The 12,363-nt window shown below is 43.5% G+C and carries 11 protein-coding genes, 1 pseudogene and 1 riboswitch; of the genes and pseudogenes, 7 read left to right on the top strand and 5 right to left on the bottom strand.

What is annotated here, in order from left to right; translation table 11 throughout:
• Positions 1 to 48: 48 nt before the first annotated feature.
• Positions 49 to 549, top strand: a complete 501-nt coding sequence (locus R7190_RS01275; protein WP_186585072.1) for a fasciclin domain-containing protein — start codon at positions 49 to 51, stop codon at positions 547 to 549.
• A 272-nt stretch (positions 550 to 821) separates the two neighbouring features.
• Positions 822 to 922: riboswitch (cyclic di-GMP riboswitch) on the top strand.
• A 98-nt stretch (positions 923 to 1,020) separates the two neighbouring features.
• Complete coding sequence (gbpA, locus tag R7190_RS01270) at positions 1,021 to 2,484, top strand: N-acetylglucosamine-binding protein GbpA (protein WP_186585071.1); 1,464 nt, start codon at positions 1,021 to 1,023, stop codon at positions 2,482 to 2,484.
• Between the two features lie 53 nt (positions 2,485 to 2,537).
• Here the strand turns inward: gbpA and R7190_RS01265 are convergent, their stop codons facing one another.
• Positions 2,538 to 3,410, bottom strand: coding sequence for a patatin family protein (locus tag R7190_RS01265; protein WP_186585070.1), 873 nt, complete (start codon positions 3,408 to 3,410; stop codon positions 2,538 to 2,540).
• 190 nt (positions 3,411 to 3,600) lie between these two features.
• Entirely contained in the window at positions 3,601 to 4,242 is a 642-nt protein-coding gene (locus R7190_RS01260) for a MarC family protein (protein WP_186585069.1), read from the bottom strand.
• 195 nt (positions 4,243 to 4,437) lie between these two features.
• Here R7190_RS01260 and nfsA point away from each other — a divergent pair.
• A pseudogene (gene nfsA / locus R7190_RS01255) lies at positions 4,438 to 5,160 on the top strand (oxygen-insensitive NADPH nitroreductase).
• Between the two features lie 69 nt (positions 5,161 to 5,229).
• On the opposite strand, the gene R7190_RS01250 reads toward nfsA, so the two are convergent.
• The gene (locus R7190_RS01250) at positions 5,230 to 6,123 is read right to left on the bottom strand and encodes a hypothetical protein (RefSeq protein WP_031780904.1); all 894 of its coding nucleotides are present in this window, start codon (positions 6,121 to 6,123) and stop codon (positions 5,230 to 5,232) included.
• 458 nt (positions 6,124 to 6,581) lie between these two features.
• On the opposite strand from R7190_RS01250, the gene R7190_RS01245 reads away from it, so the two are divergent.
• The 3 genes from R7190_RS01245 to R7190_RS01235 all read left to right on the top strand — a co-directional run bounded on the left by R7190_RS01245 (position 6,582) and on the right by R7190_RS01235 (position 10,489).
• A complete protein-coding gene (locus R7190_RS01245; protein WP_017820139.1) occupies positions 6,582 to 7,700 on the top strand; it encodes a polysaccharide export protein in 1,119 nt (372 codons plus the stop codon).
• A 128-nt stretch (positions 7,701 to 7,828) separates the two neighbouring features.
• Positions 7,829 to 8,269 (top strand): phosphotyrosine protein phosphatase, encoded by a 441-nt coding sequence (locus R7190_RS01240; protein ID WP_085569411.1) that lies wholly within the window; start codon positions 7,829 to 7,831, stop codon positions 8,267 to 8,269.
• A gap of 51 nt (positions 8,270 to 8,320) precedes the next feature.
• On the top strand, positions 8,321 to 10,489 hold the full coding sequence (locus R7190_RS01235) for a polysaccharide biosynthesis tyrosine autokinase (RefSeq protein ID WP_186585067.1): 2,169 nt from the start codon (positions 8,321 to 8,323) through the stop codon (positions 10,487 to 10,489).
• A gap of 65 nt (positions 10,490 to 10,554) precedes the next feature.
• Here R7190_RS01235 and R7190_RS01230 read toward each other — a convergent pair whose 3' ends face one another.
• Complete coding sequence (locus R7190_RS01230) at positions 10,555 to 10,926, bottom strand: hypothetical protein (protein ID WP_017634450.1); 372 nt, start codon at positions 10,924 to 10,926, stop codon at positions 10,555 to 10,557.
• A 7-nt stretch (positions 10,927 to 10,933) separates the two neighbouring features.
• Entirely contained in the window at positions 10,934 to 11,242 is a 309-nt protein-coding gene (locus R7190_RS01225; protein ID WP_186585065.1) for a monooxygenase, read from the bottom strand.
• Between the two features lie 109 nt (positions 11,243 to 11,351).
• Between R7190_RS01225 and R7190_RS01220 the strand changes: the two genes are divergently transcribed.
• Positions 11,352 to 12,242, top strand: coding sequence for a LysR family transcriptional regulator (locus R7190_RS01220; RefSeq protein ID WP_033906667.1), 891 nt, complete (start codon positions 11,352 to 11,354; stop codon positions 12,240 to 12,242).
• The last annotated feature ends 121 nt before the right edge of the window (positions 12,243 to 12,363 follow it).

Below are 12,363 nucleotides of genomic sequence, written 5' to 3'. Positions count from 1 at the left end.
ACACACTCCAGGGAACCAGTTGTACCCTCAACTAGTAAGGAACACATTATGTTCAAACGTATCTTAGTTATCGCGGCGACACTGATGGTGACGTTATCTTTTATGCTTCCCGTCAAGGCTCATGAGCATGGCATGATGAAAGCCGATATTGTCGACGTTGCCGCTGAAAACGGCTCTTTCAATACGCTTGTTGCTGCGGTAAAAGCAGCGGGCTTGGTTGACACTCTCAAAGGGGAAGGCCCATTTACTGTTTTTGCACCAACGGATGACGCTTTTGCAAAACTGCCAGACGGCACAGTCGACATGCTCTTAATGCCGGAAAACAAAGACAAGTTAGTATCTGTTTTGACTTATCACGTCGTCCCAGGGAAAGTGATGGCTGCCGATGTTGTTAAGCTAGACAAAGCGACTACGGTTCAGGGGCAAGATGTGATGATTAAAACCATGGGCGATAAAGTCATGGTTAACGATGCAAATGTCATTGCAACCGATGTGAAAGCTAAAAACGGTGTCATTCACGTGATTGATACTGTCATCATGCCGAAATAACACCATTCAAAGGGCGGTACACTCCGCCCTTTAGACAGAACTTCTTCCACCCTTAGCACGATTCCTCTCCACTTATCCCCAACAAACCCCCACTCATTCACGATGACTATAAAAAAGATAAAAACAAAATTAAAATCAATACCTTGCAAGACAACACTGCACAATATTGACGAGGTTAAGATATCGTTATCTTTCAATTTGAGAACAGGATTCCATGTCAGTGACGTTTACTTTTCCACATGTAAATTCTTAAGCTAAATTTTGGCTGCTCAATCACATTTCGGCAAACCATTCGAAAGGGTGGGACGCAAAGCTTCCGGTCTGTCAGCATTTAAAAATCTAAAAGAATGCTCATGATAGCGGGGTTACCATGACGCAGTGTTACAGAAGTCCAATTTCTGTAGAGTTGCTTTATGCTCAGCATGCGCCGGAGTGTGACATTAGTTTGTCAGCCATAACAGAGGACATGTGATGAAATCATTTCCAACCAAATCCGTACTCGCGTTAGCACTTGCAAGCATTAGCTCAGGTGCTGCGGCTCACGGTTATGTATCAGAAACCAATGGTGGTGTCGCTGCAAGTCGCTCGGCACTATGTAAGTATCCAACGCCAGATACTAACGAAAAAAATAATAACTGCGGTGCGATTCAATATGAACCGCAAAGCGTTGAAGGCCCTGATGGCTTTCCCGAAACAGGGCCTCGCGATGGTAAAATAGCGAGTGCCGAAACCGCTTTAGCAGCTGCCCTTGATGAGCAAACTGCCGACCGCTGGGTAAAACGCCCTATTCAAGCAGGTACACAAACTTTTGAATGGACATTTACCGCTAACCACGTGACGCGCGACTGGAAATATTACATCACCAAGCCTGATTGGAACCCAAACGCTTCACTATCACGAGACTCTTTTGATCTAACTCCTTTCTGTGTCATCGACGGCAATATGGTTCAACCCCCGAAACAGGTAAGCCATCAATGTAATGTGCCTACTCGCGAGGGATACCATGTCATCCTGGCAGTATGGGATGTTGGCGACACTGCAGCCTCATTTTATAACGTGATCGATGTGAAATTTGATGGTGACAGTCCCGTTATTCCAGATTGGAAGCAAGGCGGTCAAATTATTCCTACAATGGATTTAAATATTGGGGATTCGGTTTATACACGCGTATTTGATCAAGCAGGTGAAAACGTGGCGTATAGAACTGAACTAGAAATTACCGATGCAGCAATGGGCCAAGCGAAAAACTGGTCTTACGCACTCGCGACTAAGCTAAACCAAAAACAAGCAAAACTGCAAGCCGGGCAGTATGCAGAGGATAAATTCACTCCTGTTTATGGTACTAATCCGGTGTATCTGCAAGCAAATAGCGGCCTTGAGCGAGTAGAGATCGGCTATAACATTGAAACTCCTGTCCCAGAATACTCACTCACAGTAGATGGCTTAGCAGACGAGTATATCATTGAGTCAACACCGACAACGTTGGATCTGACACTAACTGCTGAAGGCGATTTAAATGCAGAACTCACCGTTTACAATCACCATCGCGAACCACTTGCAAGTTGGGCAAACGAAATGAAAGACGGCTCGGTAGAGGCGATATCGCTCGCTTTAAGTAAATCGGAGCCGGGTCACCATATGCTCGTAACACGTATTAAGGATAAAGATGGCAACTTGGTGGATCAGCAAACACTCGACTTTCACTTAAAAGAAGAGTCAGTTACTCCACCACCATCTGGTGAGTACGATTTTGTCTTCCCTGAAGGACTATCTAGCTACACGGCGGGCACAAAAGTGCTTGCCAGCGACGGGGGCATTTATCAATGTAAACCTTTCCCATACTCTGGTTACTGTATGCAGTGGAAAGAAAGCGCAAACCATTACGAGCCTGGAATAGGTTCACACTGGGAGATGGCTTGGGATAAAGTCAACTAAATCACCCTTTGAACGTTAAGTAAAAAGAGCCTCACTATGAGGCTCTTTTATAATCAAACGCAAAAATGACAGCTTTCCCGGTCTAAACCATGAACACCAGATAAACTAGTGAGATGCGCTCGCCCCTCAATCAGCCCCATTTCATACCCTTCTAGTAAAACGGATTGTCGCATTGATAAGCGCTGAACATGAAAATTATCTGGTGGGGCAATCACCCTAACATGTGTTCCTGGTGGAGGGTTACGAATAAACTCTAATGATTGATTATAGTTATCTGCACGTCTTAACATCGCATCCGCCATTTTGGGGTGCTCCGCAAACAGTTTCTTCATCAGCCATGTGGTCTTAACTGGTTTTTTGGCATAATTCAGCGGGTGAGAGAGTACTACGGTTATGTCGCGAGCCCCTCGACGATAAGCCTCACGCACTGGGATAGAATCAGCGACCCCACCATCGGTATAACAACCACCAGAAAAACAAGGGGTATGCTTGTAGGCAATCGGTAACGCTGTTGTCGCTTCAATCGCATGGTGAAAATTATCACGTGTCACGCGATAGTAATCTGCTTGCCCTGTATCTACATTTGTTGTCGCTGCGAGAAAAGGAACGCCATTAAACAGTTTATTTTCATCGACGGGATACAAGCGATTAGATTCTTCAAACAACCACTTCACATCGATGAGGTCCCCACCTTTAACGAAGCGAGTCGGGTCAAAAAAGCGTTTGCTTGTGGCCAGCTTAGTAATGACGTTAATACTGCGATGTGGGTAGTCGGTCAAATACCCAATCAAATTTGATGCACCAGCAGATACACCGACTGCAAAATCAAACGGTTTATAACTCTGCTCTAAAAACGCATCTAACACTCCGCTTGCGAAGACGCCTCGCATCGCGCCACCTTCTACTACAATTGCTTTTGTTGCCATATTTCCCCCATTCTCCTTGCCAAAAGAGTAATGAAATTCGTGCAATCACAACAATTGAATATTCTTATTATTGAAATAGGTGAAGTCTATTTATTTCTCTCTTAGAAAATGAAAACTAAAGTTCAAAAAATCCGTACCCGTTAGAAATGTAATTGCGGGCTTAACCAAGGTGGCAAGGTCTAAGAGAAATCTAGGAGAAAACCGTTTTATAGGCTTCGCCCGCGCCATCAATGAACATTTGAGTACCAATAACCGCTAGAATTAAGCCCATCATTTTAGTCACAACATTTAGAGCACTTGGTCCAACCGCTTTGACCAATTTGTCTCCAAATAAAAACAGTACATAGGTGATCGCACAGAGGACAGCGAAAGAAACGATAGTAATAATGGTTTGATCGAAACCACCCGCTGTCGCAAAGTTCATCGCGGTAGCAATCGTTCCAGGCCCAGCTAATATTGGCATCGCCAGTGGAGACACTGCAATACTCAATGCCGCCCGTTGCTGAGCTGGTGAATACGCCTTCTCTTTGGTTTTCTGATGCGTCGAATCACCTTGAAGCATGTTAAAACCTATCAAAAACACCAAAATACCGCCTGTTATTCGCAATGCATAAAGCGTGATGCCAAACAAATCAAAAATTAACTTACCGGCAATAGAAAATATCGCGATGATAATAAATGCAATAAAAACCGAGCGGAGCGCAATGGAACGGATGGTTTCTTTATCTTCATCAGCAGTTAAACTCAAAAAGATGGGAATATTGGCGATAGGGTTCATGATGGCAAAGAAGCCCATAAACACCGTAACTGTATGAACAATGAGTTCTTTCATATTTTCCACTGCATTTAAATTATTGATTCTAAAAACAGTATATACGCTCTCAAACAGAACGAGTGGTGTATTCTCGATTCGTCTTCACACTTATGCACCAAGCATTGTTTTTCTTTTGAGATAGTTTACCGACTCATCAAATGTCGCTAAGGTGAGTCTTCAGCCTTTACACGTAACAGGGGATGTTAAGTCACCATGAACAGCACGATTCAAACAATTCTCAATCACCGCTCAATTCGAAAATTCACCTCACAACCGATTGAGAGCGAACAATTAGATGCCATTCTTCAAGCCGGTCTTGCGGCGTCCTCATCAAGCATGTTGCAAGTCGTTTGAATTATCCGCGTGACCGACAAAGAAAAACGTACGCTATTAGCTCAATATGCCGGAAATCAAGGGTACGTTGAAAGCGCGGCTGAGTTTTTGGTGTTTTGCATTGATTACCAACGCCACGCCAGTATCAACCCAGATGTTCAAGCTGACTTTACCGAGTTAACGCTAATAGGCGCTGTAGACTCGGGCATCATGGCACAAAATTGCTTGCTAGCGGCGGAGTCGATGGGACTAGGAGGTGTGTATATTGGTGGTTTACGAAACAATGCCCAAAAAGTAGACGAATTATTAGGTTTACCTAAAAATACCGCCATTTTGTTTGGTATGTGTCTTGGTCATCCAGATCAAGCCCCTGAAGTAAAACCTCGCCTACCTAAGCATGTCGTGGTGCATGAGAATCAGTATCAATATCTAAACTTGGATGATATTCAGACGTATGACCAAACTATGCGAAACTACTATGCAAACCGTTCGAGCAATCAAAAACAGAGTACTTGGTCACAAGAAGTCACCAGTAAACTGGCTGGCGAATCACGTCCGCACATCCTGCCTTACTTAAACAGAAAAGGGCTCACTAAAAGGTGATGACTACAATACGATAGGATCAAAAAAGGCCTCTGAAGAGGCCTTTAGAATTTATCAGCAAAAACTTGCTTAGTTACCGCCTGTCGCGCCAGTGCCTGGACCCGGTGGATCTTCAGGTTCAATTGGCTCACCGACTTCCGCATCTGGGATTTGTGGTACGTCAGGTTCGATATCTTCTAATGGAATGTCGTTATCGATAGCCTCTTGTACATCAGCAACAACTTTCTGAGTATCTTCAGCTGGAATCGTTACGTAGATAACATCTCCTGAATCATTCTCAGGATAATTTGGGTTCGCCGCGATTACATCTTCTGTGATTGCTTTTGCAGCAACAGCTACAGCTTCAGGCGAAGCTGTTGGGTTCGCTTTGATGATATCTGATACAACGTTTGCTGTTGCAACTAGCTGAGTAGCAAGTGCGCTGTTACCACCCTCACTGCCAAGTCCTGCTACTACAGATTCTGTATCACGAAGGATTTCGTCAACTGTTTTACCACTTGCATTGATATCGATACCCAAATTCTCGAATACTTTTTCAGCGATATCAGAAGAGTATACTTCACCATCTTTTAAAGAGTTAGCAACCAAAGTCGTAAATGGAGAGCCTGTTACCAATGAATCCGCCTGGGCTAGGCCTTGAGGGATTTTGTAGTCAGATGTAATAGGTTTGCCATTTGACGCGTCTTTACTATCTTCTGTGTGCGTTAATACGAAAGCACAATCACCTGGCGCATTTACAACGTTGATATTTTCAAAACGCGCTTTACCAACCATACCTTCATAGTTTGTTGTATTTTCAATCGCGTCGTATGTCTCACCACCACATACTGCTTGAACTTTCATGCCGATAACAGCTGGGTCATAAGCCTGAACTGAGTATCTTTTTACCTCAGGGTCGCTGTCACTACCACAACCTGCTAGTAGGACTGCTGCCACACTTGCCGTTAAAAGTTTGATTTTCAAAATTAGCTCCAATATTTGTTGTTATATCCGACCGCAACAGGAAGCATAACGGCAGTTGCATATAGTGTAAATAGGATGCATACAACTTTGGCATGAGTTTTTTCACATTCTTGCCTGTTTGCTTGTGCAAAATCATGCATTCATCTCAATAACGTTAAATAGACACAATTTTGTCATGTATTCGTCAGTATTTTTTCAAGTAACTTGTTGCCTTTATTGCAACCAGATGGATAATAGTTGACTATTTTTTGTGGGTCGGATTTTCACACCTTCATTAATGAAACTAAGAGCTCTAAGTCGCTAGCAGCCATTTGGAGTGTTTATTACACAAATAATTCTGAATGGACTCGCTTTCTAAAGGCTTAAAACTGCAGTAAATCATCAATATTGATGAAATGCAGCTCAATTAGAATGAATCAATTTCAGTCGGCAAACTTTCTTTCGGTAGTTATAAACCAATGAACACATTTAATAAATTTTTGGGGATATCAGTACTTCCTATCCTTCTTACAGGGTGTACTTTGCCTGGTAGCCACCTTTCGGTCAGTGACAAAACAGTCATGAGCACTGAATCGAGTGATATAGAGTCTCAGGTTACCGTTTATCCCTTAACTTTGGAGCGCGTAACGTCTTTAAATTCAGTGGACCCTTTTTCAAAACCAAACCCAGAGTTAGATATTGAAATCGCAAAATATGAATACGAAGTAGGACCTGGCGATATCCTAAATATCACTATTTGGGATCACCCAGAGCTAACGATCCCAGCGGGCTCATACCGAAGCTCAGCCGAAGCGGGTAACTGGGTGCATTCGGATGGCACGATCTTCTACCCTTACATAGGTGTCGTACATGTTGAAGGCAAAAACGTACGTCAGATTCGTGCAGACATTGCAAGCCGCCTTGCAAAATACATTGAGAGCCCACAGGTCGATGTAAGCGTTGCGGCATTTCGCTCTAAAAAGACTTATGTAACTGGCGAAGTTAACAAGCCAGGACAACAACCAATTACAAACATCCCCCTTACACTTCTAGATGCTGTGAATAGAGCTGGCGGACTGGCTGCCGAGGCTGATTGGCGTAATGCGACACTGACACGCAATGGCGTTGTTGAAAACGTCTCTTTGTATGCTCTGATGCAACAAGGCGATTTAACTCAAAACCGCCTTCTAAAGCCTGGCGATATTGTTCATATTCCTCGAAACGATGCGCAAAAAGTATTTGTTATGGGCGAGGTTAACGATCCGAAATTACTCAAAATTGATCGTAGCGGCATGAGCCTTACTGAGGCTCTTAGCAGCGTTGGTGGTATCAGTGAAATCTCCGCAGATGCTACCGGTGTGTTTGTCATCAGACGTTCAAAAGAAGAAGCTAAAATGGCGGACATTTATCAGCTAGATGTTTCTGACGCTTCTGCTTTGGTGATTGGTACTGAGTTTGATCTCAACCCTTACGACATAGTCTATGTGACGGCTGCACCTGTTAGTCGTTGGAATCGTGTGATTGCTCAGCTCGTTCCAACCATTTCCGGCTTTAATGAACTAACTGAAGGTGTACTACGAGTACGCACTTGGCCGTAAAACAACGTGCCGCAAGAAATTATCTCTTGCGGCACGTAATCGATAGCTACTCAGCTCAATTGCGCAATATAAAGAAGCCAGCAATTCAGTTGAGATCATAAGCATACAACTTAAAGTAGGGTAAGCATTTGTTTTCTAATATTCTTGTCGTCTGTGTCGGTAATATTTGCCGCTCTCCAACAGGAGAGCGGCTTTTGCAGTCTTTACTACCAAACAAACATGTCGCATCAGCAGGAATCGCAGTAGATAAGAGCCATCTAACGGGAAAAGCTGCTGACGAGATGGCAACCACTATCGCGAACGAACATGGCGTAAGCTTAGATGGACACGAAGCACGACAATTAACACCTGAGCTTTGCGCTCAATACGATCTGATATTGGTTATGGAAAAAGGTCATTTAGAAGCCTTAACCAAAATCGCTCCTGAGGCACGAGGTAAAACGATGCTGTTTGGACAGTGGATAAATGAAAAAAACATCCCTGATCCATACAGACAAAGTAGAGAAGCTTTCGAACATGCATATACGCTTATAGAAAAAGCAGCAAAAGCGTGGTCTCAAAAACTATAAGCCGCAAGGCTAAATAAACGCCAATGGCAAGGTATTTAAGAAGTTAAAGTAATGACAACACAAACTATTAAGCAATCACGTCAAGCCGACGATGAGATCGATTTGGGAAAGTTATTTGGGATCATTCTCGATGCCAAATGGCTCATTCTATGTACCGTAGTCCTATTTTCAATTATAGGCGTCGGCGTTGCCATGCTATCAACACCTATCTATAAAGCTGACGCTCTTATCCAAATCGAAAGTAAGAGTTCAGGTGGTATTTCAGCGATGGTTGGTGATATGGGAGAGCTGTTTTCAGCAGAATCATCAGCGACAACAGAAATAGAGATCATCAAATCTCGTATGATCTTGGGCGGTACTGTTGATAAGTTCAACTTAACGACTGTCGTTTCTCCAAACTACATGCCAATTATTGGTAAAGGCCTCGCTCGACTACAAGGTGAGCAAATCAGTCTGAGCGTTTCACGATTTAATGCTCCTTCTTACGCAGTTGGCGTTCCTTTAACTCTTGAAGTTATTGATTCTGAAAAACAGACGTTCAGGCTCTTAGAAGATGACAATAACGTCATTTTAGAAGGTAAAGTTGGTGAACTGCTTGAGAAGAATGGATACCAGTTTTTGGCGACTGAACTTGTGGCTCAAACTGGTGACTCATTCACGGTCAGCAAAATCAGTAAATTAGATGCAATTAATAAACTTCAAGAAAACTTATCGATTAGCGAACGTGGTAAGCAAACCGGGATTATATCTTTAAGCTTCTCTGGTGAAGACCGCGCTAAGATTCAAGATATCTTGAACGACATTAGCCAAAACTACTTCTTACAAAACGTTCAAAGAAATTCTGCAGAGGCAGAGCAAAGCCTCGAGTTCTTGAAAGGTCACCTCCCAGACATCAAAACAAAACTGACCGCTTCTGAAGACGTTTTAAATCGATTCCGTCAAGAAAATGAATCTATCGATTTAGGCCTTGAAGCTCAGTCAACGCTGAAAGTAATGGTTGAGTTAGAAGCACAGCTAAATGAGCTTACATTCAAAGAAAGTGAGATCAGCCAACGCTTCACACAGGATCACCCAGCTTATAAGTCGCTACTTGATAAACGTGAAACACTATTAAAAGAGAAAGAACGTCTTAATAAACAAGTTCAAAAGTTACCGAAAACACAGCGTGAAGTTCTACGTATGACACGCGATGTAGAAGTAAACCAACAAATCTACATCCAACTATTGAACAAGGTTCAAGAGCTCAACATTATTAAAGCCGGAACAGTTGGCAACGTTCGAATCTTAGATAACGCTCAATCTTTCTCTAAGCCAATCAAGCCGAAAAAAGCGCTTATCGTTGTGCTAGCAACACTGCTTGGCGGTATGGCAGGCGTGGCTTTCGTATTAATTCGTGCAGCATTCCACCGTGGTGTGGAAACACCAGATCAAATTGAACAGATTGGCATGCCAGTTTACGCAAGCGTTCCAAAATCTATTCAACAACTGGAATTTGCAAACAAGCTTAAGCGCAACAAAGGCAGCAACAATGAGCTAGTCCTTCTAGCGGAAGCTAACCCAGCCGATCTTTCCATTGAGGCTCTACGTAGTCTTCGCACTAGCTTGCACTTTGCAATGATGGAAGCGAAGAATAACGTTCTTATGATTTCAGGTCCTGCACCATCTATCGGCAAAACATTTGTATCGACCAACTTTGCGGCCGTCGCTGCGAAAACCGGTCAGAAAGTGCTGCTTATTGATGCGGATATGCGTAAAGGTTATTTGCAGCAATGCTTCGGTCTACGCTGGGACAACGGTCTTTCTGATTACTTGAGCGGTAAGACATCCCTTAGCAACATCATTAAATCTACATCCATTGATAATTTAGATGTTGTGACTCGCGGCCAAGTACCACCAAATCCGTCAGAACTTCTTATGCACCCTCGCTTCAAGAGCTTTGTTGACGAGATGTCTGCACAATACGATCTAGTCATCATCGATACGCCGCCTGTACTCGCAGTTACCGACCCAAGCATTGTTGGCGCGCTTGCAGGAACAACTCTGATGGTCGCTCGTTTTGATCAAACGACTTTGAAGGAGATTGAAGTCGCGCAAGGTCGCTTCGAGCAATCAGGCGTTGAAGTTAAAGGTGTGATTCTCAATGCAGTTGAGAAAAAAGCATCTAACTCATACGGCTATGGATACGGCTACTATAACTACGCGTACAAAAGCGAATCATAACTTGAATTTAGATCGCTAATTAAACCAAATATGACAAAGCCCTGCTAGAAACAGCAGGGCTTTTTCTATTGCACTCTTAATTGCTTGTACGTAATCAAACTAAGCAAGACAAAGAATATTGGGTCACTCCAACCAAAACCGACAAATACTCCGATAATGCCGGCATAGGTAGTAATCACTGCCCCTAAGCCATTAGTAATCAATAATGCTTTAAACAGCTGTTTCGCAGTATGCCCTGATTCCACATTACGTAACATCAAACTCACCGCTGCGATTCCACCTAAAAAGATCGAAGTATGCTGCGATAAAAACAGCGCGTACTGGTCGTTAATTTGTACTCCATACATCGGCCACATTATGGTTGGTACAAAAAACAACGCAAAAGCGAATACCGTATATACGACACCATGAACGGTTAGAAAAGTGCGGTTGGTCATCATCTCCTTATCCTCTAATAGGCCCTTGATTGAGCGTCGTTAACGGCACATTGATATCGAAAATTTGACCTCGTACTTCGACTACGCCCATTTTTCGTAAGCGTGCGGCATGCGTTTCGAGATAAGCTTGCGCCGTGGCTTCATCTTCAAAAAGATAGATACCACCACCGAGTTTGTCTTTTTCGCTTTCCGTCCAGATTTTCCAAATCATGCCCGGCTCTTGGTTAATCGACTTAGCTAAGTCGACCAGAGCATTCGACATCTCGTCACCAAACGGACCATGAAATTCAAAATCAACTTGCAATAATTTCGCCATCTTGAGTCTCCTCTTCTTATTGACTCGTTTTCGATGACAAGATTATTACCTTTATAAAACTGACAGAAAAGTTCATAATTTCGCCATTAACTGTCTAAAAAATTGACTCATGAGACTAAAAACGACCTTAGAACAATGGCAAACGCTACAAGCGATTAATCAAGAAGGCAGCATTCAATCCGCAGCTTTACTGCTCAACAAGAGCCATACCACATTGATCTACTCGGTGAGGAAGTTAGAAGACCAACTTGGTATTCAACTTATCGAAGTACGAGGGCGCAAAGCGGGTTTGACAGAGCACGGCAAAACCATACTGCGTCGTGCACAATCCATGCTTGAACAAGCGCGGGAACTAGAAGTCATCAGCGAGCAGTTAAAAAGTGGTGTGGAATCTCAAATCACGGTCGCAGTAGATCATCTTTGTGACCCTTGTTGGCTTTATGCACCACTCAGTCAATTTTTGGAGGACAACAACACGACCTCCGTTCAAGTGGTTGAAACGTCACTGAGCAAAACAACCGAAATGGTCGTAAATGAGCTCGCTGACATCGCAATCATCAACTTACCGATAACCAACTACCCTGCCGAAGCATTTGGCGTAACAACCATGCTGCCTGTAATCGCAGCACACCATCCACTCGCTAAAAAGCCGCATGTTTCCATCGACGATTTTGCAACCACCAGCCAAATTGTCATCCGTGACTTAGGTGATTCAGACAAAACGAAAAGAGATGTGGGTTGGTTACGCGCACGTCAGCGTATTACCGTCGATAACTTCGACCACGCTTTTCACGCCGTAGAGCAAGGCGTTGGGTTTTGTCGGCTACCAGCGCACTTAGTCTCAGCCCGAAAGAGCGATAAAATTAAAGTATTGGAGCTCGAACACTCCCATCAATATCAAGTTGCGCTGCACCTCACTTTGCCCAAAGGAGCCAAAAGTGGTCCTGCGACTCAAGCGCTTTATCGTATTTTACTCAAAAGTGTAGAAACTCGAGTCTAGCAACAGTGGTATTGAGTTGAATCGCTAGTGTTATCGCCTATTGATTCTCCCTAAACATAGAGAAACGGCCATTTTGTGACGCTACACTCTCACAAAAGGTTGCACGAAGGATAGCGACCAC

The organism is Vibrio sp. 1078-1 (genome assembly GCF_033340475.1).
The sequence above is the reverse complement of the archived record's forward strand: the minus strand, read 5'-3'. Positions and strand labels throughout refer to the sequence as shown.

Bases quoted from the DNA above. Each gene is read 5' to 3' on its own strand.
- R7190_RS01275 (WP_186585072.1), top strand. From the start codon at position 49: ATGTTCAAACGTATCTTAGTTATCGCGGCGACACTGATGGTGACGTTA.
- gbpA (WP_186585071.1), top strand. From the start codon at position 1,021: ATGAAATCATTTCCAACCAAATCCGTACTCGCGTTAGCACTTGCAAGC.
- R7190_RS01265 (WP_186585070.1), bottom strand. From the start codon at position 3,410: ATGGCAACAAAAGCAATTGTAGTAGAAGGTGGCGCGATGCGAGGCGTC.
- R7190_RS01260 (WP_186585069.1), bottom strand. From the start codon at position 4,242: ATGAAAGAACTCATTGTTCATACAGTTACGGTGTTTATGGGCTTCTTT.
- R7190_RS01245 (WP_017820139.1), top strand. From the start codon at position 6,582: ATGAACACATTTAATAAATTTTTGGGGATATCAGTACTTCCTATCCTT.
- R7190_RS01235 (WP_186585067.1), top strand. From the start codon at position 8,321: ATGACAACACAAACTATTAAGCAATCACGTCAAGCCGACGATGAGATC.
- R7190_RS01230 (WP_017634450.1), bottom strand. From the start codon at position 10,926: ATGACCAACCGCACTTTTCTAACCGTTCATGGTGTCGTATATACGGTA.
- R7190_RS01225 (WP_186585065.1), bottom strand. From the start codon at position 11,242: ATGGCGAAATTATTGCAAGTTGATTTTGAATTTCATGGTCCGTTTGGT.
- R7190_RS01220 (WP_033906667.1), top strand. From the start codon at position 11,352: ATGAGACTAAAAACGACCTTAGAACAATGGCAAACGCTACAAGCGATT.